A 21,590-nucleotide genomic window follows, 5' to 3' on the forward strand; every position below is an offset into this window, starting at 1 on the left:
TTACTATTTAGCAAGCACCGCCACAAATCAGTGTTTTCACGAAGAATACCACTACTACCAGTGCGAAACCGAGTACAACAATCGTAGAATAGATGTTAGAAATACATTTCCAACGATTGATCCATACTTTGTTGTTCCATCCCAGTGATTGCATAGAGCTCCAGAAACCGTGAGTCAGGTGGAACCACAAAGCAAACAGCCAAACGAGGTAAAGAACTACGTAAACCGGGCTAGAGAAAGTCTGCTGGATGTGATAAGCACCGTTAGCGGCATAAGCCAGCGTCAGTGTATCAGCGTGCATGCCCATGTTGTGCATCAGTTCCGGCAACTGCATTTTTGCCCAGAAGTTGAAGAGGTGCAAACCAAGACCTACGATAACGATCAGACCCAGCACCAACATGTTTTGAGATGCCCATTCTACAGTTTTTGGTTTGTCAACCACTGCATAGCGTTCGCTACCACGCGCTTTGCGATTCTGCATTGTCAGCCAGAATGCGTAGATGATGTGAATCACAAAAAGAGCGGCTAGTCCTGCGGTAGCCACTAACGCATACCAGTTTGCTCCCAGGAACTCACAAATCATGTTGTAACCATCAGCCGAGATGATTGCAACCAAGTTCATCGCCATGTGAAATGTTAGAAACAGGACAAGGGCGATACCGGTAACGCTCATCACCACTTTCCTTCCTACAGATGAATTACTTAACCACATAAATGATTGAATTTAAATTATTTAATTGTTAGAACTAAAATTTCGACGTTTTACACCTCTTACGGACTGCAAAAATAGGGGAAATAGATTGATTGAGCAAGGAATTAAAGAAATAATTCTTTAATAATAGATCAATGCGCCAATGTGTCAATATGCCAGCCAGTATGCGCGCATGGTGCAACTGATTGGCACATTAGTAGGATGGGACTGTTTATTGTACCTTTCCGATTTTCTCACCACCGGCTGCTTTTTTGCGTAAAGCGCGTGGGGTATCGCCAAAAGAGTCTTTACAGAAGTGTGCGAAATGCGACAGGGAGTCGAATCCGTATCTGTTACAGATTTCAGTGATTCGCATTTTGGTGTGCTGCAGGTCTTCCAGGATTCCTTCCCGTTTCTTTTCCAGTATCCATTCGTATACGGGCACACCATAGAGGTTTTTGAAAAGGCGGCGGAAAGTAGTGGTCGTATATCCTCCCAGATGCGCAAATTCTTCCACGTTCTTCACGTTGCTGTAATTCTGCATGACGAAATAGTGGAAACTTTCCGTATAAGTGCTGATCGGATAGAAGAATGAACCCAGTTGGGGCAGCGGATAGAAGTTGGTAATCAAGAAAACCAGTTCTTTGCATTTTAAGTCGATATACTTGCTGCAAGGGTTTTCTTCAGCGAGGAATTCGGGCATACTGGTGACAAGGTGGTAAAGCCTTTCGCTCATAATCAGTGGAGTGTAGGTCAAAGGAGCTTCCGCCTGTTCCATCATTTCCTTATATCGGTCTTCGCAAAGCAAAGGCAGTTCGTTGAACCAGTAGACAACATATTCAACATCTGTCAGTGCCAGTATTTCGACCTTGGAGCCAATAGCTTGCAAAACAATTTGTTTCTCGCGTAACGTTATTCCGGGATGCTCTTCGCTATTGATAAGTAATTCGCCCTTTATCATAAAAAGCATACAATTCTGCGTACACTTATCCTTGGGGATATGCTCTCCTTTAGGTAAGTTTCTATATACAAGGATATTCTCAACATTTTTTGGACATCCCGTACAGTTGGTATATTGTATGCAAAATGAATCTCCTGGCATGAGTTTTATGCGTGATTTATTATCTTAACGGAACAAAGATAGGCTTTTTTTGCGGAAAATGGAACTCTTTCTTTTATTTATGTTTTAGTAGAAACCTGCAAATATTATTCTTATCCCTTTGGATGATGTTAGAGAATTCAATATTTATCTGTTGTAAATTTCTGAATAGAAAACTTTATGTTGATTTTTGGAAGTATTATAGTTGTTTTTGAACATCTGTTTCCCTTTGATATGCGTATTTTTGCAATCTAAACGTTTTAATTATCAATCATTATGCTAATGCTAAGAAAAATTGTATTCTTCTTTTTTTTGTTTGTTGGATTATCATTGTTTGCACAGCAAGACTATATGGTCAGTTCTTATGTGCGGGGTAATTTTTACAACCGTGGTCGTATCTCTACAGAAAGCTTGCGGGCAAGTGACGACCTTATTTTCTTGAATGTTCATCCTAATAAAGACGGATCATTGTCTTTTGAGAATCCACGTGTATTTCAGGGAAAAGGGGTGACCACTTGGGAAGGTTTGATTAAATCGGTTCGTGCAAAAGTAAAAGGTACAAAAGTGAAAATACGTTTGGGAGCTTCCAGTGGCGAATGGAAAGCGATGGTGGCCGATGAGGCCGCTCGTACGACGTTTGCAAAGAACATAAAGACTGTACTGGAAAAGAATAAACTGGATGGCATTGATCTTGATTTTGAGTGGGCGGAAAATGAGAAAGAATATAAAGATTATAGTTTGGCTATCCTGAAGATGCGGGAAGTGTTGGGAGACAAGTATCTTTTCAGTGTATCTCTGCATCCTGTTTGTTATAAGATTAGTAAGGAAGCTATTGAAGCTGTTGATTTTATTTCACTTCAGTGCTATGGTCCTTCACCGGTTCGTTTTCCGATAGAGAAATATTGTTCGGATATACAGATGGTATTGGAGTATGGCATTCCGAGGGAAAAACTGGTAGCAGGAGTTCCTTTTTATGGGGTGACCAAAGATAATTCAAAGAAGACAGAGGCTTATTTCAATTTTGTACAGAATGGATTGGTTACGAGTCCTGCACAGAATGAAGTGATCTATCAGGGAGATACTTATGTGTTTGACGGTCAGGATAACATTCGTATCAAAACCCGTTATGCAAAGGAACAGAAGCTGAAAGGTATGATGAGTTGGGATTTAGCTACGGATTTGCCGTTAAGTGACAGCAGGTCATTACTAAAAACAATGACTGAAGAATTGAGGGAATGACTTAGTTCGCACGACTGCTGCTTGTAAATCCTTTTTATAGATGCTGCCTAACAGGCTCTGTTTTAATAGGTTCCTCCCCTCCTTTATTATAAATCAGATTTATAAAGAATGTGTTAAAACGTTTTTCTTTAGAGAAATACCCCTGCCGCAATATCTTCATTTGCAGGAATTTGTTCAGGAAATATGCCTCTACCAACAAGCATATCTCTGACTGCGACATTATTGTCAACATGTTCATTTTCAATGGCAGTTTGTCCGTATAGGTCTTTTTGCTGAACATTCACAGAGGTCATTTCTGCGGCAAAGTCTTTGGCTTTTATGCTGATGGTCGGAAGAAAATCAGCCAATGGTCGGCTATCAGGTACGCCAAGTTTACGTTTTAGCATTTTGGTGTCCATGTGAAACAGTGCTTTATCTCCTTTGGAACGTATAATGGCGAATCCTTGATTGTCAACTCCTCTTTCATATAAAACACCCGAGAGAAGTTTCTCTGTCTCGGCTAGTTTGGTACGTGCTTGGACACGTTCATATTCTATTAAACGTTGCTCTACTAATTCTGCACGGCGCGTTTGTATTGCAAAGTAGTTTTGAGCAAAGGCAATTTCTTGCTTTCGAGAATCTCCATTTTGTGCTACCAGATAGCAGGCATAACGGGTCAGAAAGATGTTATCTACTTCTCTTTCAGCGCCTGAACCTAATATAACCATTTTGCTGACGTCAGCAAAATGGTATGCAATATTTTCTCCGGCATTTTTACATGCATCTTTTACTTTCTCTATGATAGACAGGAAGTTACGCCATTGAGAATATCCTAACAATGGATAAAGTTCTCTCGCACTCCAACATTCCACTTTGTTGTATTCGCAAACAATGCTCTCAAACTGCTTAAATAGCTCTTTTATTTCTTCTGATTTCATTTTATTTCTGTATTATGTTTGTTCCTTTTATTCATCTGTCTTCATCTCCGCCTTGCCATAATATCCTGGCATCGGCACATAAATCGGATTATAATAAGTATTGATATTCTTCAACTTCTTCTCCTCCTCTTTCAGCCGTTTGATTTGCCGTGCGGCAGTGGTAGGGGTAAAGCCGCACAATCCTTGAAAGTCGCGACGGGTTAATACAGGGTTGCTCTTGAAGTAGTTTGTCAGCAATTTGTCTATCTCGTCATTTGAAAGGACAGCCGAATGGGGTTTCAGTTTACTTCGCTCCACATGAACAACACTGACAGACTTTTTCAGTTTGACGTCCGCTTTAAAGCTGATGTTGGCTTTGAGTTTTATCTGATTCGCTTTTAGTTTGGGCGAAGTGATAGGTTCTTGACTATTCAGCTTTATCTGGAAATAACCGATGCCATCCAGATGGACGCTTTGTCCTTCCCGAAGACGATCCCCCATAAAATGACTTAGGGATTCGAGAACTGACTTTACATCCCCTTCAGTTAGAGAAGTTGCTATCTGGATTTCTTTTGCCAAATAGTCTGTGTCAATGTGTTGGAAGTTGACTACACGTGCGTGATACACTTCTTTGTCTTCCTCATCCTTGGGACGGGGAGTCTTGTACAATTCAAATTGTATTGCCATTATTTATTTGTTTTTTGCCTTATACATTACTACGTACCTTTAATTTACCGTTGCAAGCCTATAAGGACATTGTTTTCTGTTGTTGCAAAGCTAATCGATCATCTTCGGACTTAGGGGGAGGGTGTTATATAGCTGTTGTTTGTTTGCTATCAAGCGGCTTTTATAAGTTATCCTGCCTTTATTCTTGGACTAAGGCATAGGGATAGTTGTCTTCCGGTGCCTTTATCATTAGTTTCCCACGGCCGTGGAGAGATCTCTTCATGGCTGTGGTAGTATCTTTCCACGGCCGTGGTAGGAATCCGCCACGGCCATGAAGAATGAACTATATCGGTAACAAAGATAAACTATATCAGGGAGAAAAGCAAACTATCTCTGCTTGTTTGAGGTATTTATACGCCTTGTTCTATCTGATAGATATAGGGCAGGGGAGAATTAAACTATTCAACAAAAACAAGCTATCTTATGCATATAGGGCCTTTATTCGGCTATTTTGTAGATGATAGATAACCTGTTTTTGCTGGTAAAAGTATGATAGATACCTTTTTTAAAAGCTATCTATCATACTTATTTCTTTGATAATGAGAAGAGTATCAAAATGAATGATACTTATGATAGATATTTTTTCACTATAGTGAGTATATATGTCCACCGAACTGAAAAATGATGTCTTATGATTGTTTACTGAATACCCTGTTTCAGCTTCTTCTGATACTCATCCGAATTCAGTATCTCCAGCGCCTTTTGTATACTCTCATTGGTGGTATTCATTACCTGGAAATATTCGTTCATATCCCAAAGGTCACGGGCTATCAGTGCTTTAAGCTGCGTCTTGATAAGGGGAAGCGACTTCTGATATTGTTCTTCATTGAATTTCACTCCTTCTTTCTCTCCTATTTCTTTTAAAGTAGCGAGCATATCATCATCGACTACGAACTTTTCATCAAACGATTCGAATTTTTTATATTTGTTTTTCAACTCTTTCCGGTGTCCTTCGATAAACTGCATGGTGAATTTAATCACGGCTCCTTTAGCTACCAGATTACGGTGATAATCCGTATAAAGAGTAGTATCGATAGGTACGAAATAGTCCGGCATGATACCCCCTCCGCCATAAACAGTGCGTCCTAGCTTCTTGGTTTGTGCTTTCAGTGAATCAGGGAAGTGAATACTGTCAGCATTCATCAGTTCACCGTGGTTGAAACGTTCTATCAGATCCTTGTTGTAATCGACAGTACTGTCGTACGGTTTCTGGATGGAACGTCCCGATGGAGTATAATAGCGCGCAATAGTCAAACGAATCATGGAGCCGTCCGGCAGGTCGATAGGGCGTTGCACCAATCCTTTGCCGAAAGAACGGCGTCCTACGATAATTCCTCTATCCCAATCCTGCACTGCACCGCTGACAATTTCGCTGGCGGAAGCCGTATATTCATCTACCAGGATGATAAGACGTCCATTACGGAAATCTCCGTTTCCTTTGGCGTAGAAATCACTGCGTTTGGCAGTCCGTCCTTCCGTGTAGACAATCAATTCTTTTTGCCCCAGGAATTCGTTGGCAAGGTCGATGGCTGCATTCAGGTAACCTCCTCCGTTTCCTTGCAGGTCGAGAATCAGGTCCTTCATACCTTGTTTCTGAAGGCTTGTCATTGCTTTCTTGAATTCTTCGGCAGTGGTTGCTCCGAAGCGGTTGATGCGGATATAACCTGTTTTAGGCTGAATCATGTAAGAAGCATCGAGGCTAAGGATAGGTATTTTATCTCTTTTCACAGTGAACAATAAAGGATCTTGCACGCCACGACGAACGATAGTCAGGTTGACTTTAGAGCCTTTCGGACCACGAAGACGCTTCATAATATCTTCCGTACTCATTTTCACTCCGGCAATGGCGCTGTCATTGACCGCAACAATACGGTCACCGGCAAGGATGCCGACTTTTTCGGAGGGTCCGTTGCTGACGGGTTGCACTACTAACAGGGTATCTTCAATCATCTGAAACTGAACTCCAATACCTTCGAAGTTACCTTGAAGAGGTTCGTTCATTTTCTTCACTTCTTCTGCGTCCGAGTAGGTAGAGTGCGGGTCGAGTTGTGCCAGCATCTTGATGATGGCTTCTTCCACCAACTTGTCTTCATCTACTTTGTCTACATAGAAATGGGAGATTGCGAACTCTGCCATTTGTAGCTTGCGCATGGCTTCAGAACCGAAATTTTGGGCCTGTAAGGCTGATACTGCCCACAGGCAAGCCAAAAGGACGTATATTTTAATCTTATTCATAATCTTACTTTATATTAATAGCCGAGTATTAACAACCGGGCACAGATACGCCTGCATCCTTCTCAACTCTCAACTTATCCTCATTCCTTTGGGAATAAACTGGCTGATATCTTTATTATAAGTCAATAATTCGCGTACAATCGTCGAGCTGACGCAAGTCAGTTCCGGTTCTGTGAAGAGCAGGATGGTTTCAATGCCTGCCAGTTTGCGGTTGATGTCCGCAATCGTTTCTTCATACTCGAAATCTTTCACTGTACGGATACCGCGGACAATAAACCTGGCTCCTACTTCCTGCGCAAAATCAATGGTCAGACAGTCGTAGGACATCACTTTTATACGAGGCTCATCCTTGTAAAGTTCCCGAATCATTTCCTCTCTTTTCTCAATGGGAAAGTATGTATTCTTGTTCTCATTGATACCGATTCCTATCACGATTTCGTCCATAAAGGTGAGTGCACGTTCCACTACCGAATAATGTCCGATGGTGAAGGGGTCAAAAGTACCCGGGAATATTGCTTTTCTCATGATGCCAAATCTTCTTCTATAACCAGATTATCTATAATAAAGTTCTGTCGTTCCATGGTATTTTTACCCATGTAGAATTCAAGTAGTTCTTTCACTGCATCCGTCTTTCGCAAAGAAACTTGCTCCAGACGCATGTCTTTACCGATGAAATGCTTGAACTCGTCCGGTGAAATCTCTCCTAAACCTTTAAATCGCGTGATCTCCGGATTCGGGCTTAGTTCGTTAATTGCATTGACACGCTCTTCTTCACTATAACAATAGATTGTTTTTTTCTTATTGCGTACACGGAACAAAGGCGTTTGCAGAATATATACGTGGCCTTTTTTTATAAGGTCAGGGAAGAATTGCAGGAAGAAAGTAATTAATAGCAGGCGGATATGCATACCGTCCACATCGGCATCGGTTGCTACGATGACTTTGTTGTAGCGTAGTCCGTCCAAGCCATCTTCTATATTCAGGGCTGCCTGAAGCAGATTAAATTCTTCGTTCTCGTAGACCACTTTCTTAGTTAACCCGAAAGAATTCAGCGGTTTACCACGTAGACTGAACACTGCTTGCGTGTTCACATCACGGCTTTTGGTGATGGAACCACTTGCAGAGTCCCCCTCGGTGATAAAGATGCAGGAGTCTTCTTCCAGTCCTTTTCCTTTCGGGTCGTTGAGGTGAATACGGCAGTCACGTAATTTGCGGTTGTGCAGGTTCGCTTTCTTTGCACGCTCACGGGCAAGTTTGGTTACACCTGCAATGGCTTTACGCTCTTTCTCGGATTCTTGGATCTTTTGTTGTATCGCTTCGGCTACATCCGCATTCTTGTGCAAGAAGTTGTCCACTTCCTGTTTGATAAAGTCGCCTACATATTTATTGACTGTCACTCCGCCGGGAACCATATTGGTAGAACCCAGCTTCGTTTTCGTCTGACTCTCAAAGATAGGCTCTTCCACATTGACGGCAATGGCAGCAACCAGTCCGTTACGAATGTCGGTATAGTCCATGTTCTTGTTGAAGAACTCTTTGATGGTGCGGGCGATGTGTTCCTTGAAAGCACTCTGATGCGTACCTCCTTGGGTAGTATGCTGACCGTTGACGAAGGAGTAATATTCTTCTCCGTATTGTCCGGTATGCGTGAAGGCGATTTCGATGTCTTCCCCTTTCAGGTGGATGATCGGGTAAAGTCCGGTTGCCGTCATATTGTCGTTCAAAAGGTCTACCAGGCCGTTGCGCGACAAGATACGGTGTCCGTTATAGATAATGGCAAGCCCGGTATTGAGGTACGTGTAATTACGTAGCATTGTCTCAATAAATTCAGGCTTGAAACAGTAATTCAGGAATAATGTATTATCCGGTTCGAAGAAGATGTAAGTTCCGTTTTCTTCTTCGGTATTCTGCGTCTCGTCGGTCAGCAGGTTTCCTTTTGAGAAAGTGGCGATACGTACTTTGCCATCGCGGTAACTGCGTACCTCAAAACGGGAGCTCAAGGCATTGACGGCTTTCACACCGACACCGTTTAGTCCGACACTTTTCTTAAACGCTTTGCTGTCGTACTTACCACCAGTGTTCAGCATGCTGACGGCTTCGATGAGTTTTCCCTGCGGGATGCCTCGTCCGTAGTCACGTACGCTGACACGGAGGTTTTCTTCAACGGTAATCTCGATTTTCTTACCGGCTTGCATTTTGAACTCGTCAATACTGTTGTCAATTACTTCTTTCAGGAGGACATAGATTCCGTCTTCGGCATGTGCACCGTCGCCCAGCCTTCCGATATACATACCGGGGCGTGTGCGTACATGTTCCATGTCACTTAGGTGACGGATGTTGTCGTCAGTGTACTCTACTGCATTGTTGTTGTCTACAGGTATCAATTCGTTCTCTTCCATAGCTGTTTTTTATTTTATCTCTTTGATGAACGCACGGCGGCGCTTATGTTGTTGAGTCTCAAAGTAATCCCATTGTGCCTGAACTTTTCCGTTCAGTTCCAGTTCGGGGTTGCTTTCCGCAAAGATAAAACCTAATTTTTGATAAACTGGAATTAAATCGGAAAATAACAAAGCGTTAACACCTTTGTTTTGATATTCCGGTTTCACTGCAACGAGTAGCAGATCAAGCATTTTGGCACGGCGTTTCATAAATAGTGCCTTTAACAGATAGAACCATCCGAGTGGCAACAGACGCCCGTGTGATTTCTGTAAAGCTTCGGCGAGAGATGGCATGGAGATACCTACACAGACCAGTTCGTCATTGGCATCAGTAATCAGTGTAACCATCCGTAAGTCAAGGATCGGCAGATACATTTTCACGTATTGGTCGATTTGCCGCTGTGTCAACGGAGAATAGCCATAAAGAGGACTGTATGCTTCATTCATCAGCTCGAAAATCTTCTGTCCGTAGTCTTTGGCTATTTTTCTTCCGGAAGTATATTTCTTTATCTTGAGGTTATATTTTCGTTGGATCAGTTCGGAGATACGTTTATGCTTGTCGGGAATGGCATCCGGTATGTAGATTTTGTATTCCACCCAGTCGGCGTCTTTCTCGAAGCCTAACTTTTCCATGTGTACAGGATAGTATGGGTAGTTGTAGATAGTAGCCATGGTGCTAAGTTGGTCGAATCCTTCAACTAACATTCCTTCCGCATCGAAATCAGTAAATCCGAGAGGACCGGCAATATGAGTCATACCCCGTTCTTTTCCCCATTCTTCCACTGTTTTGATAAGTGCGGATGATACTTCGGGATCGTCGATGAAGTCTATCCATCCGAAACGAACGTTTTTACATTCCCACTTCTCGTTCGCCTGATTGTTGATGATTGCAGCTACACGTCCTACTATTTTATCGTCCCGGTATGCGAGGAAATAATCTGCTTCACAGAATTCGAATGCTGCGTTTTTCTTCTTGTTGAAGGTGTTAAGCATGTCGTCATAGAGGTCAGGCACAGAGTAAGGGTTACCCTTGTACATTCTGTAATTGAAACGGATAAATTTCTTAAGTTCTCTCTTTGTGGAGACTTTTTTGATTGTAATAGCCATATCTCGTATTTATGATTTGAGCAGGCAAAGATACGTGATAATCTTTAAATTACAACGCGCCGGAAAGAGAAAATATCGTCTCTGGACGATTAGGGAGTGGACTGTAAATATGAAAAATACCGGAAATGATGATCATACATTCATTGCCGGTATTCTTTTTCTGTTTTTGTAGGCCGTTTATTGGCTGATGTGTCCTTCGAAAGGCGAGGCAGGTAAACCGGCTGCGTTGTATAAGTTAGCATCATCGGGATTATCTCCCCAAGCATATCGTACAGAGACCGGTTGCTGTATTTCCTTATTCCATACTATTACTTTATTGTTTTCGATTTTAGCCTGTGCCCATTGGTATTTTCCATCTGCGCCGGCAATGGCGAATCCTGATAAATAGCCATATTTATTACGAGCTACTAGTTGCTCGTCACAAGCGTTAAAGGTGATCTCCAGTGCATCTCCGATTCTTTTTACCGACTGGAATATCGGGCCGGTGCAAACAATAGAGTTATATCCGTAATCATTGTGGAGAGCATGCAAAGCAAGTCGTTTACCTACATCTTGTTTGTTGCGGGGATGTATGTCATTTTCTTCACCGATGTCTATAATGACGGCCTGTCCTGTATGTGGTAAGGCCAGTGTCTTCGACTGTGTATCCCGCAGGTTTGCCCAATGACTTTCGGAAGGCTGCTTGGCCGGAGACATGAAGTTTGCTAATTGAACCCAATAAAATGGGAATTCGTTATTCCATCTGCTTCTCCAGTCTTTAATTAAAGCCGGAAATAAATCAATGTATTCGTTGGCGCGGGCGGCATTGTTTTCTCCCTGATACCAGATTACCCCTTTCATCCCCAAACCTACCAGCGGATGAATCATTGCGTTGAACAGCAAAGAAGGAAAAGCGTTAGGACCATATTCTACATAATCATATTGTGCACTCGATACTGCAACTTTATACTTCCAATTATCACACAAAGGGAAAATTCGGTTGTTGATTTTCAGGTATACTTCATCTTTAGGACCATATAGACCACCTCCTCCACGATAGTCGGATATTTTAATAGTGATGGTATTCTGTTCCTTTAATACTTCTGCCGGGATCTTGTATAAACGTTTCAGGTCATATCCTACCGTTCGTCCTACTTCATGTCCGTTAACCCAGGTAATGTCATCGTCATCGATAGTACCGAGACTCAATTCTGCATCCTGTCCTAAACAGTTGGCCGGTATGGAAAACTGATAAGTAAACCATACAACTCCATCTATACCGGATAACTCTTCATTTGACCATAATGACGGAACAATATGTTCCTTCCAGTTTTCTGTAGGGGTGTTTTCTAAATACCATTTCTCTTTTTCTCCCGGTTCGTTTATGATGGCTTGTTCGAATTCTTTTTTGACTTTGTCACTGTGCTTGATGTATTCTTCGAATTCAGAAGAGCGCATACGGGCTAATGATTTTTCATATTTCGGGAAATGCTCTATCACTTCCATGCTCATCCAGGTTTCGATGTCCGTACCACCCCATGAGGAGTTGATGAATCCGATAGGAATATTGAGTTTTTGGTATAATTCACGCGCAAAGAAATAGCCGACAGCTGAAAAATCAGAAGCGGAGGCGGGTGAACATACTTCCCATTTACCTTTTAAGTCGGTTTTAGGAGTGTGCCCCATTTCTTGAATTACGTTGAATGAACGGATTTGAGGGTAATTGGCAGCTGCGACTTCTTCGGTAGCATGATTAGCGCTACGCAGACGAAACTCCATATTTGACTGTCCGCTACAAATCCATACTTCACCGATTAAAATATCTGTAAATGATAAAGTCTGCTTGAGGCTTTTTACATTTAGAGTATACGGTCCACCGGCTTGCATAGGGGGCAGGCTGACTGACCATTTTCCATTTTTATCGGTTCGGGTACTCTTTTGAGCATTTCCTAATGTTACGCTAATTCGCTCACCGGCACTGGCAGTTCCCCATATATTGATTGGCTTCTCACGTTGCAGCACCATGTGGTCTGAAAAGAAAGAAGGTACGGAAAGCTGTGCCATTATTTGTGATAGGACAAATAACAAGCAAACTGTTAATGATAGAAGTTTTTTCATCCGATGAGTATTTGGTGATTATTCATTAATATATTCTTTGGGAAGCAATATCTTACGAAGCGTATCGGCAAAGATTGCAGCCATGCGCTGTTGAATAAATGAATGTTCTCCATGTGGCGGATGCCATCCAAATACTTCTCCATGAGTCTCTTGTGAATCCCCAGTGTAAATTAGGCTATATTGTTTTCCTGTAACCGGATGTTTCTGGTTTTTGGAGAATCCGATGTATCTGTCGAATTCAACTACTGGGAATCCCCATTTTTCTGCCAGTTTTCGGACCGAAGTGTTGAATATCGGACGACTGTCATGCCAATGAGTACATAAGACAATAGAAGCAGGTTTCCCATAAGGAGTGTTATAATATCTGGATTTTGGATTAAATTTCTGGTTATAACAGTCTGATATGTAGCGCTTGATGACATAATCATAGCAAACGGCATAGTCGGAAGCATCAAAAGGAGTTTTATAATCCTTGTAGTTCTCTTTTAAGTTTGCTTCGTTATATACGTCTTTTTCATGTACTTGCATCAAGACAAATACATCAATGTTATCGAACTCTTCCGGGGTATAGAGAGTGCCGTCCAGCATTTTATTTGCAGTGTGAGCAATAGATTCTGCACTTACAGCCCGATTGATGGGGATGGCGTGAAGGGCACGACATCCCATTTCAAACCACTTATTGTTAGGTTCGGCAAAAGATGCTCCGGATAATAAAATGGTATAAGTGTCTTTATTTTGGGCTATTCCTGCTAAAGCGAGCAGGCAAATGAATGTGAATAAGGTGATTCTTTTGTACATAGTTATCGTTGATTGATTAATTGGTGAATAAAATCAAGTTCAAGTGAATGTTTTCCGGCTTGTAAAGTTATCGATTTTTGGGGTTCTGGCATTGTAAAAGGAACAAATGTTGCAGAAGTGCCTGCCGGAATATCGATTGTATAACGGATGCAGTCATTAGTTTGACGAACCCAGTTGATATTTAACCAGCCATAGGGAGTATTATAGCGTATGGTAAGTTCATTCATGTCTGCCGGAAAGAAAGGTTTTAGCAAAATATGCTTGAATCCGGGATGTTTTTCATCTATCTGAATTCCTCCCAGTCCTTTGTATAGCCATGCTCCTATTTCTCCGAACATAATATGGTTATATGAGTTGTCGATAACGACATCTGTCCGCCAATTTTCATGTAGAGTTGTAGCACCTTGTTTGATCCAGTACCCCCAGGAAGGATAGGTGTCTTGTGATGCGACTTTGTAAGCTGTTTCCGCATATCCGTTATCTGACAGGGCGGAAAGTAGGGCCTTGCTTCCTAATAAACCGACGTCCAGATGATAATCGTCTTTTTCTACCAATTCATGTAGTCTGGCAGCAACTTTCTTTTTATCTTCTTCCGGAACGATTCCCCAGTATAATGGCATGGCAAGTTCTGTCTGTGTTCCCTCTGCATATATTCCTGTTTCCTTATTGAGAAAACTGGTGTTGATAGCCTCTTTTATTTTTTGTGCCAGCGTGTTATAATAGGAGGCATCTTCGGCATATCCGAAAAGTCTGGCTGCTTTGGCCAGAATACAGACGTCCGTATAATAATAGATAGAGGAAGTCAAGGTTATATTGCTTTTTGAGCGTACAGGTACCCAGTCGCCCAGTCCCCAGTCTGTAAGATGATTGGTTGATATGGATTCTATATAGGAGACATATTTTTTGATTGGTCCGTACATGCGGCGGAGTAATGTGGTATCTCCGTAAAATCGATAAATTTCCCAGGGGATAATGGCGACAGCACTCGTCCAGTCGACCCCGTTGGCCCAATCATAGCCCCATACAGAAGTTGGGATGATACATGGGAGGACTCCGTTGTCTTTTTGTTCATCACAAAAGTCGTTCATCCATTTCTCATATATAGAGATACCATCGAAATTGTATAATCCTGTTTCTATGGCAATATGTGCATCTCCTGTCCAGCCATTCTTTTCCCGTTGAGGGCAGTCAGTCGGGTAACCGAACAAGTTGGCTAAATAGGAACTGTTAGTGGCTTTCCATATTTTGTTTAGCAGATCGGATGACGAAGACCAGTAGCCGATGATCGGAACATCACTGTGCATTTCTACTGCAATAAGATTTTCGTCGGATAATTGAATGGGGGCAGATGATGAGACTTCTACAAACTGAAAACCTTTGTAGTTGAATTTGGGCATGAATCTATCTTGCTTTCCGCTAAGTATGACGATGTCTGTTTGAAAAGGATCGCTGTCGTCTGTCGGCCGGTAGTGATAATCTATATTTGCCATGTTTACCATACCGTTTTTGTCTAAAAGTTCCCCATGTTTCAGGCGCAGTTTTGTTCCTTTTTTTCCTTTCACTTTTAGCTCGGTGACACCTGCAATGTTTTGGGGGAAATGATAGACGTAGCAGCTGTCATTTATTTTTTTACATTGAGTTGCTGTATAGCGGGCCGTTTCACGAATCGGATGCATAACTTGTGATTTGATCGTTTCCGTAGGCGATTCGGTTTCTTGTGCATGATACCATCCGGTAGCGTTGAATCCGGGGGAGTCCCAGCCTGCTAATTCTTTCTGTGCATCATAATGCTCGGCTGTATAGATGCTGTTGAAAATAACCGGGCTGTCAGTTGTTTGCCAGGTTGAGTCAGTACCCAGATATTCTGTTGTTCCATCTGTGTAACGCAGATGGAGTTGTGCTGTGAATTTAGGGCGGTTTCTCCATGAAGCCTTGTCGAAAAACCATACTGCTGTGGATTGATGATTATACCAGCCGTTCCCCAGTTGTACTCCTATTACATTTTCACCCAGAGATAGTAATGACGTAACATCATGAGTGACTGATAGTATACGTTTGTCGAAATGTGTATACATAGGGTCAAGGAAATGATTTCCTGCCCGTTGCCCGTTGATAGAGAGCTCATGCAGGCCTGCCGATGCAATAGTGAGTAAGGCTTGCTCGATTGTTTTGTCTAATTGGAAGCTCTTTCTATAATAGGGTGCCGGACGGTATGTGATGTCATGTTTGTCAGTAATCCATTTCCCTTTCCAGTTGTCGGGTGATAAACATCCTGTTGTGAAGGAGGATATTGGAGAAAATGTAGTTTTCTGTTTGGAAGAGGTTTGATAGCCTATTTTCCAATAATATGTTGTATATGAATCTAATGGTTGTCCATCATAGGAGACTCTTATGGGAGCTCCTATGATGGATTTGTTCCAATAACCGGACTGTCTGCCTGATAATTGAGTACTGTCTGTTGATAGCCATATTTCAACTCTGTTGATACTATCTTCCTCTAGTAGCGGAAGTTTCCAGGAGAGTCTGGGAGTTTGAGTATCTACTCCTACAGGAACGGGTATATTCTCACATTTTAATTCAAATGGCGGTTTTAGCTCTTGAGGTACACATGAGAATAGGGTTGTGCCCAATAGTAAATATAAATAGGACCGAATTGGAATATGAGCCATATTGGTTAGTTGGTTAGTGATGAATTTACTTTTTTCTTCTCTCTTCGAGTTCTGTTGATATTTCATATAATCTTTTTTCATTTAACGGATAACGTGAAATGAAGAATGCTGATAGCATGGTGGCAATTGCCGGGAAGATACTCATCATCATACAAATGCCGGTTTGAGCAAAGTCGGATTGGATTACATTTGCTTTGAAACCGAAATAGGCCAGTAGCCATCCGGTCAAAGCACCTCCGATTGTCCAACCGAACTTTTGAGACATGGACGAAGAAGAGAATATCAGGCCGGTTGCCCGTCTTCCGGTTTTCCATTCGGAATAGTCTGATATATCTGCATACATAGACCATAATAAAGGAGAAATAATACCCGCACAGATACTTATTAAGACCTGTAAACAAAGAATTCCCCAGATAAAATCTTTAGGAAGGAAGTAGAATAAAACACTTAGAATGGTAGCGCCAACCATTGCTACAAAATAAGTTTTCTTTTTACCGATTCTTTTGGTGAGTGATGGCACAAACATGATTCCGAGGATATTGGCGGCTTGTCCTAATACCAAGTAGATCGTGATTAGAGTAATGGCACTATTCATGAATGAGAAAGAGAATGTATCGGAGCTGTCTACATAATATTTGAAATAGAATACAGCAGAACCGTCACGAAGAGAATTGAACACTAATGCCATGATTCCTGCGCATAAAAGAATCCACCAGGGTTTGTTTCTGCCCAGATCTTTCAGATCTTCTTTCAGTGATCCTTTTTCTTCCTTTATGGGCTGCACTCTTTCTTTTGTCCATAGAAAAGTTAATAAGAACATTCCACTAGCCATAATCGCAAATACGACTGCAGCCATCTGCCAGCCGAAAGCGATGTCAGGTATATTTTCCGTTATCTTCATTTTACTGAATATATCAACCAGTGGCTCAATGAGGAATAGTACCAGAATACTTCCTCCAAAAGCAAATGTCATGCGGTAGGAGGAGAACTCTGTGCGTACTTGTGGATTGGCAGACATTACTCCTAATAGAGATGCGTACGGAACATTGATTAATGAATATACCATCATCATAAGGGTATATGTGGCATAGGCAAATATTATTTTGGTAGTCATGTTATCTCCAAAAGATGAGAAGGTCAGTATACCACAGATGCCGAATGGTATGGCTATCCATAGTAGGTAGGGGCGGAATTTACCCCAGCGTGAGTTTGTCCGGTCGCCTAATATTCCGACAAACGGATCGAGGAAAGTGTCCCAAATGCGTGTGATAAGGAACATTGTTCCTACCACTGCCGAAGAGATACCTACCACGTCTGTGTAGAAGAATAGCAGATACATTGTGAATAACTTCCAAAACATGGAAGAAGCAGCATCTCCTAATCCATACCCGATTTTTTCTCTTAGTTTTATGTTTTCCATGGTGATGTATTTATTGTTTCAGGTATTGTTTATTGTGGTTTACCATAGTAATGATCCGCTTCACAGATTCTATAGAACGGAAACCGTCGGTTGGTGTGTGCAGACAATAATCTACAAGCTGGCTTACTGTTGATTCGGCTACATGAAGACGGGTGTCCGAAGACGCATAATAGATATAAATTTTTCCGTTATCATCTTCAATCCATCCGTTTGAGAATAATACATTCGATACATCACCGATTCTTTCTTCTCCTATAGGGGCCATGAAATAACCTGCAGGTTCAGCTATAATTTCTGTCGGATCTTCTAAAGAAGTCATGTATAAGTATAATACATAGCGTAATCCGGCTGCGCATCCTCTTACACCATGTGCTAAATGTAACCATCCTTGTGGAGTTTTAATGGGGTGTGGCCCTTCTCCATTTTTTACCTCCTTGATCGTATGATAAAACCGTTTATTGATGATTTTTTCCTCTTTTATTTCGGCATGACAGATGTCATCTATGAGTGCCCATCCGATACCTCCTCCATTGCCGGCGTCAATAAAACCATCTTGAGGGCGGGTATACAGGGCATACTTCCCATTCACAAATTCCGGATGAAGCACTACGTTACGTTGCTGGCTCGGAGATTTCAGATCCGGCAAGCGTTGCCATGTTTTTAGGTCTTTTGTTCGTGCAATACCTGCAACGGCTACTGCGGAAGATAAATCACCGGCTGGAGCGTTTGTATCTTTGCGTTCCGCACAAAAAATGCCATAAATCCATCCATCTTCATGTGCGGTCAGGCGCATATCGTACATATTGGTATCAGGAATGTCTGTCTCCGGCATTTCTATCGGATAATCCCAAAAACGAAATCCGTCTACGGGACTATTACTTTCTGCTACTGCAAAGAATGATTTTCGGTCTGCTCCTTCCACACGCGCCACAAGATAGTATTTATGATTGATCTTGATGGCTCCCGTATTCATTACAGCGTTGATACCAATTCTTTCTTCCATGAATGGGTTTTGTTTTTCATCAAAATCATACTTCCAGATGAGTGGTGCATGTTCTGCTGTTAATACAGGGTGGTAGTAACGTTTATATATACCGTTGCTATTGTTACATATCTCATTTTTTCGGTTGATAAGAGCTTCATAATTTTGTGTTAGCTCTTCTAATCTATTACTTTTCATATTCTATAGTTATTTTTCTCGGTTAATTATTCTATAATTAAAACCCAGTCATTTCCTTTTCCCTTTGTGGGAGAGGATACGGGAATGGTATCTGCTGTTGTATTTTGATGGAATGTGATTCTTCCATTGCGAGGATTCATCCACTTTAAAGACCGTTTGGATGCCTTCATTGAAGGCAAATAAATCGTTCTCTCTCCACCTTGTGGAAAATATACTAATAAGTAGTCTTTGTTGCCGAATGCTACGGGATAGTTTTTATTTTCTAAAGGTATATTGCCAAAGATGGTTTGTTGGTTTTTTCCTTGAGTAAAGTCAAATTTTTCCCATAATCTGCGAAAGTGAATTAAGTCCCATGCTCCTTGTTTATCCATTGATTGGTACCATGGAGTGTCGGCGTCACATTTAGGCTCACGTCCGGTATCAAACATCTGCCATATATCATTACAGCCGTATGTATATCCACAAGCTCCGCTGAACATACTTTGGTAAAGTGTATGGCGGATATCATCATCTCCAAATCTTCCATTTTCTTTTTTGAAATTGATCGGAATATTTTCATATCGGGGTTCTCCGTCCATGCATGGCTTGTGTGGTTCCTTTTTTAAATCGGGCAAAAGCAGACGTTGATAGATTGCGAAATCTTGTTGTGCGTGTCCGGATTGACACATATTAAAATCCAGCCACGAAGCATTGTGAAACCAGAACGAGGATGAGTGCTCTCCATGAGGATGATAGGTCATCAAATGGTTTTTGTCTACACTTTTAATACCGGTTGCTAATGCATTCCAAATGGCAAAGTTTTTTCCGTCTCCACTTCGATCACCTCCTATTATCCATATCAGATTGGGTGCGTTCATATAACGTTCTCCTAACCATTTGCCGTATCTATATGCATTTTCCGGTGTAAAAATCTCCGGTCCTTTTCCCCATTGTTTGTCTACCTTATCTCCCCAGGTTGGTAATAGAGCTATGTATAAACCTTTGGCTGCTGCCAGAGAAATAACTTTGTCTACATGAGTGAAATAGCCGGGAGCGGGCTTGTCAATATTGCCGTCAATTAACTTAGGTTCTCCGTTAGATGAAACATCCATATCATCTAATTCATCCAGGATTACCGTTTGTATGACGGTAAATCCTTTTTCTCTGCGATTCTCCAAATATAGTTCAGTCTCTTTGTCATTTAAGCGGCTGATGAGTTCCCATGCTGTATCTCCCATGTAGAGAAAAGGAGTTCCGTCACTGTATTCTAGGTAACGTCCTGAAGAATTTACTCTTAAGTTTCCTTTGGATAGATTCGTGGCGTTTCCTGTCCACCGGTCTTCTTGGGCGGAAGTTCCAGTTATACAAAACATGAATAAAATATAGCAGATGGAGAATCGTTTGAACATAATTCTATTTTTTTAAGGTACTTGTATATTTCTCAATGATAGGCATTTGCGGTCTGTCTTTTCCGTCTTTGGGGGTGATTGCCATGAAATAGGTATCCCACCACGGACCCGCAGCCCAATATGTACCATTGATTCCATTTTCTTGTAAATATCCCAAGAATAAGTCGAGGGTTTCATTCCAACGGGGATCATTGTCGGGGATTCCATATTCTCCGATAAAACCATGGAATTTATTCTGTTTAATCCATTCTACAAATGGTTTTACCCGGTCGATTCCTTTCTCCGGATAACATTCTTCCTCTTCGTATGAATATTTGTACGTACCGGATGCATCCTTGTCAAAATATACATGAGCTTCAAAAGCAAGGTTATTAGCTGGGTCTTTTAAGAATTTGAGTGTATCACTCTGCTCGATCCAACGCTCTGCTGATGACCAGTCGTTGCCGCCTACCATAATAAGCGTATTTGTGTCGACTTCTCGTATGGCATTGATGGACGCTTGCGCCATGTCGAACCACTTGGTTTCCGGGGCCAGATCATGTGGCTCGTTCATTAGCCCGTAACCATATATGTTTTTAAAAGTGGAGAATTCTTTAGCGATAGCTTGCCAGAAAGAAGCCAGGTCTTCGATTGTTAATTCATTGTTTCCAATGAGGGTATGTTCGTTGTTCATGAAGCGGCGACAGTAATTATGTAAGTCAAGAATAACCACCATATCGCGTTTCTCTGCTGCTCTGACCAATTCTTTCATTTTATTGAGGTCATGCTGGTTTAGCGGTCCTTTTAAGTCAAGTTGTAGCCGTTCCCATTTGAATGGTAACCGGATAAGTTTCAGCCCTTTCTTTTGCCAATATTCGAGGTCTTGATCTGTCGGGTAGGTATAGTCTTTATTATACTCACCGGGGAAAGATGAACCGAAGTCCGCGCATGCCAAGTTTACTCCGTAGGGTTCACCTGTCTCTTTTGCCGGAGGTTGATTACTTTTACATCCATTTAGAGTAAGAAGGCTAAGTAGTAGAAAAGCCGAAATAAAAACTTTTTTCATAATGTTCTGTTTAATAGGGTGATTGAAGATTCCAGCCTTTTACAATAACTGGAGATTCCAAATTTATTTTTAATATTTTTGATTCCTGTGGGTTAAGCCATATATAGTTCTCCGAAACGATAAGTTGGTCCATTTTTTCTGGTACTTCTACGTGTACTCCGATAGCAGGGTGCTTTCCTGTATTTGTTAAAGTCACCATATTACCTGTGCGTTCCATTTTAATTTCTGTTTGGGGCATTGATACGATGGAGCCCGGACGTACTTCGTAATTGGTAAAGTAATAATTCCGATATATGTTTTTGTTATGTAGGCTAAGCACCCAACGCCTTTCCATATTACTATGGTAGGTTTTCAAATGCTCGCCCCCGAACCGGACGTACACATTTCGGCGTATCCGGCTCTCCATTAATTCTATCAGTCTTTCCATCCACCGTCAACTTTTTTATGACAACTTCGGCAAAGTGCTATTGTCTTGCGTTTTCGTGCAATCATGTGGCGTTCCCAATCTTCTTTTTCTTGTAGATTTTTGAGTTTGCGTACATGGTGCATGTCAAGTTTGACG

Annotated in this window: 18 protein-coding genes; 1 reads left to right on the plus strand and 17 read right to left on the minus strand. The window is 41.6% G+C overall.

Annotation, left to right across the window (positions count from 1 at the left end; all coding sequences use genetic code 11):
* Positions 1–7: 7 nt before the first annotated feature.
* Both BSAG_RS09575 and BSAG_RS09570 read right to left on the minus strand, forming a co-directional pair.
* Positions 8–712: a succinate dehydrogenase/fumarate reductase cytochrome b subunit gene (locus BSAG_RS09575; RefSeq protein WP_004298481.1), complete on the minus strand. Its 705-nt coding sequence runs from the start codon at positions 710–712 to the stop codon at positions 8–10.
* 211 nt (positions 713–923) lie between these two features.
* Positions 924–1,793 (minus strand): helix-turn-helix domain-containing protein, encoded by an 870-nt coding sequence (locus tag BSAG_RS09570; RefSeq protein ID WP_004317067.1) that lies wholly within the window; start codon positions 1,791–1,793, stop codon positions 924–926.
* Positions 1,794–2,066: 273 nt separating this feature from the next.
* Here BSAG_RS09570 and BSAG_RS09565 point away from each other — a divergent pair, with 273 nt between their 5' ends.
* Entirely contained in the window at positions 2,067–3,029 is a 963-nt protein-coding gene (locus tag BSAG_RS09565; RefSeq protein ID WP_008770536.1) for a glycoside hydrolase family 18 protein, read from the plus strand.
* Positions 3,030–3,157: 128 nt separating this feature from the next.
* Here the strand turns inward: BSAG_RS09565 and dinD are convergent, their stop codons facing one another.
* The 15 genes from dinD to BSAG_RS26185 all read right to left on the minus strand — a co-directional run.
* Positions 3,158–3,946, minus strand: a complete 789-nt coding sequence (gene dinD, locus BSAG_RS09560; RefSeq protein WP_004317069.1) for a DNA damage-inducible protein D — start codon at positions 3,944–3,946, stop codon at positions 3,158–3,160.
* 27 nt (positions 3,947–3,973) lie between these two features.
* Positions 3,974–4,612, minus strand: a complete 639-nt coding sequence (locus tag BSAG_RS09555; protein ID WP_004317070.1) for an HU family DNA-binding protein — start codon at positions 4,610–4,612, stop codon at positions 3,974–3,976.
* A gap of 678 nt (positions 4,613–5,290) precedes the next feature.
* Positions 5,291–6,886, minus strand: coding sequence for a S41 family peptidase (locus tag BSAG_RS09550; RefSeq protein WP_004317071.1), 1,596 nt, complete (start codon positions 6,884–6,886; stop codon positions 5,291–5,293).
* Between the two features lie 69 nt (positions 6,887–6,955).
* The gene (gene coaD, locus BSAG_RS09545; protein ID WP_004311084.1) at positions 6,956–7,411 is read right to left on the minus strand and encodes a pantetheine-phosphate adenylyltransferase; all 456 of its coding nucleotides are present in this window, start codon (positions 7,409–7,411) and stop codon (positions 6,956–6,958) included.
* Positions 7,408–9,285, minus strand: coding sequence for a DNA topoisomerase IV subunit B (locus BSAG_RS09540; RefSeq protein WP_004317072.1), 1,878 nt, complete (start codon positions 9,283–9,285; stop codon positions 7,408–7,410). The genes coaD and BSAG_RS09540 overlap by 4 nt, the downstream gene beginning before the upstream one ends.
* Before the next feature lie 9 nt (positions 9,286–9,294).
* Positions 9,295–10,431 carry a GNAT family N-acetyltransferase gene (locus BSAG_RS09535; RefSeq protein WP_004311086.1) on the minus strand — a complete coding sequence of 379 codons (1,137 nt, stop codon included), beginning with the start codon at positions 10,429–10,431 and terminating at the stop codon, positions 9,295–9,297.
* A gap of 177 nt (positions 10,432–10,608) precedes the next feature.
* Positions 10,609–12,528, minus strand: a complete 1,920-nt coding sequence (locus BSAG_RS09530) for a sialate O-acetylesterase (RefSeq protein ID WP_004317073.1) — start codon at positions 12,526–12,528, stop codon at positions 10,609–10,611.
* Between the two features lie 18 nt (positions 12,529–12,546).
* Complete coding sequence (locus tag BSAG_RS09525) at positions 12,547–13,326, minus strand: DUF5040 domain-containing protein (protein ID WP_004317074.1); 780 nt, start codon at positions 13,324–13,326, stop codon at positions 12,547–12,549.
* 2 nt (positions 13,327–13,328) lie between these two features.
* The gene (locus BSAG_RS09520; protein ID WP_008016098.1) at positions 13,329–16,061 is read right to left on the minus strand and encodes an alpha-L-rhamnosidase; all 2,733 of its coding nucleotides are present in this window, start codon (positions 16,059–16,061) and stop codon (positions 13,329–13,331) included.
* A complete protein-coding gene (locus tag BSAG_RS09515; RefSeq protein ID WP_004298410.1) occupies positions 16,021–17,415 on the minus strand; it encodes an MFS transporter in 1,395 nt (464 codons plus the stop codon). The genes BSAG_RS09520 and BSAG_RS09515 overlap by 41 nt, the downstream gene beginning before the upstream one ends.
* Before the next feature lie 10 nt (positions 17,416–17,425).
* Complete coding sequence (locus tag BSAG_RS09510; protein ID WP_004298408.1) at positions 17,426–18,595, minus strand: glycosidase; 1,170 nt, start codon at positions 18,593–18,595, stop codon at positions 17,426–17,428.
* A 26-nt stretch (positions 18,596–18,621) separates the two neighbouring features.
* Entirely contained in the window at positions 18,622–19,983 is a 1,362-nt protein-coding gene (locus BSAG_RS09505) for a DUF4038 domain-containing protein (protein WP_004317077.1), read from the minus strand.
* A gap of 4 nt (positions 19,984–19,987) precedes the next feature.
* Positions 19,988–21,028 (minus strand): glycoside hydrolase family 5 protein, encoded by a 1,041-nt coding sequence (locus tag BSAG_RS09500; protein ID WP_004317078.1) that lies wholly within the window; start codon positions 21,026–21,028, stop codon positions 19,988–19,990.
* A gap of 10 nt (positions 21,029–21,038) precedes the next feature.
* Positions 21,039–21,455, minus strand: coding sequence for a glycoside hydrolase family 2 protein (locus BSAG_RS24990; RefSeq protein ID WP_050541647.1), 417 nt, complete (start codon positions 21,453–21,455; stop codon positions 21,039–21,041).
* The coding region (locus BSAG_RS26185) for a hypothetical protein (protein WP_008997597.1) at positions 21,443–21,590 on the minus strand (148 nt) is incomplete at its 5' end. The genes BSAG_RS26185 and BSAG_RS24990, both read right to left, overlap by 13 nt.

Source organism: Bacteroides sp. D1 (assembly GCF_000157095.2).
Classification (GTDB): domain Bacteria; phylum Bacteroidota; class Bacteroidia; order Bacteroidales; family Bacteroidaceae; genus Bacteroides; species Bacteroides xylanisolvens.

Excerpts from the sequence above, each read along its gene's own strand:
- BSAG_RS24990 (WP_050541647.1), bottom strand. The coding sequence starts at position 21,455 with ATGGAAAGACTGATAGAATTAATGGAGAGCCGGATACGCCGAAATGTG.
- BSAG_RS09505 (WP_004317077.1), bottom strand. The coding sequence starts at position 19,983 with ATGTTCAAACGATTCTCCATCTGCTATATTTTATTCATGTTTTGTATA.
- BSAG_RS09500 (WP_004317078.1), bottom strand. The coding sequence starts at position 21,028 with ATGAAAAAAGTTTTTATTTCGGCTTTTCTACTACTTAGCCTTCTTACT.
- BSAG_RS09555 (WP_004317070.1), bottom strand. The coding sequence starts at position 4,612 with ATGGCAATACAATTTGAATTGTACAAGACTCCCCGTCCCAAGGATGAG.
- BSAG_RS09515 (WP_004298410.1), bottom strand. The coding sequence starts at position 17,415 with ATGGAAAACATAAAACTAAGAGAAAAAATCGGGTATGGATTAGGAGAT.
- BSAG_RS09520 (WP_008016098.1), bottom strand. The coding sequence starts at position 16,061 with ATGAAATATCAACAGAACTCGAAGAGAGAAGAAAAAAGTAAATTCATC.
- BSAG_RS09565 (WP_008770536.1), top strand. The coding sequence starts at position 2,067 with ATGCTAATGCTAAGAAAAATTGTATTCTTCTTTTTTTTGTTTGTTGGA.
- BSAG_RS09570 (WP_004317067.1), bottom strand. The coding sequence starts at position 1,793 with ATGCCAGGAGATTCATTTTGCATACAATATACCAACTGTACGGGATGT.
- BSAG_RS09550 (WP_004317071.1), bottom strand. The coding sequence starts at position 6,886 with ATGAATAAGATTAAAATATACGTCCTTTTGGCTTGCCTGTGGGCAGTA.
- dinD (WP_004317069.1), bottom strand. The coding sequence starts at position 3,946 with ATGAAATCAGAAGAAATAAAAGAGCTATTTAAGCAGTTTGAGAGCATT.
- BSAG_RS09525 (WP_004317074.1), bottom strand. The coding sequence starts at position 13,326 with ATGTACAAAAGAATCACCTTATTCACATTCATTTGCCTGCTCGCTTTA.
- BSAG_RS09575 (WP_004298481.1), bottom strand. The coding sequence starts at position 712 with ATGTGGTTAAGTAATTCATCTGTAGGAAGGAAAGTGGTGATGAGCGTT.
- coaD (WP_004311084.1), bottom strand. The coding sequence starts at position 7,411 with ATGAGAAAAGCAATATTCCCGGGTACTTTTGACCCCTTCACCATCGGA.
- BSAG_RS09540 (WP_004317072.1), bottom strand. The coding sequence starts at position 9,285 with ATGGAAGAGAACGAATTGATACCTGTAGACAACAACAATGCAGTAGAG.
- BSAG_RS09530 (WP_004317073.1), bottom strand. The coding sequence starts at position 12,528 with ATGAAAAAACTTCTATCATTAACAGTTTGCTTGTTATTTGTCCTATCA.
- BSAG_RS09510 (WP_004298408.1), bottom strand. The coding sequence starts at position 18,595 with ATGAAAAGTAATAGATTAGAAGAGCTAACACAAAATTATGAAGCTCTT.
- BSAG_RS09535 (WP_004311086.1), bottom strand. The coding sequence starts at position 10,431 with ATGGCTATTACAATCAAAAAAGTCTCCACAAAGAGAGAACTTAAGAAA.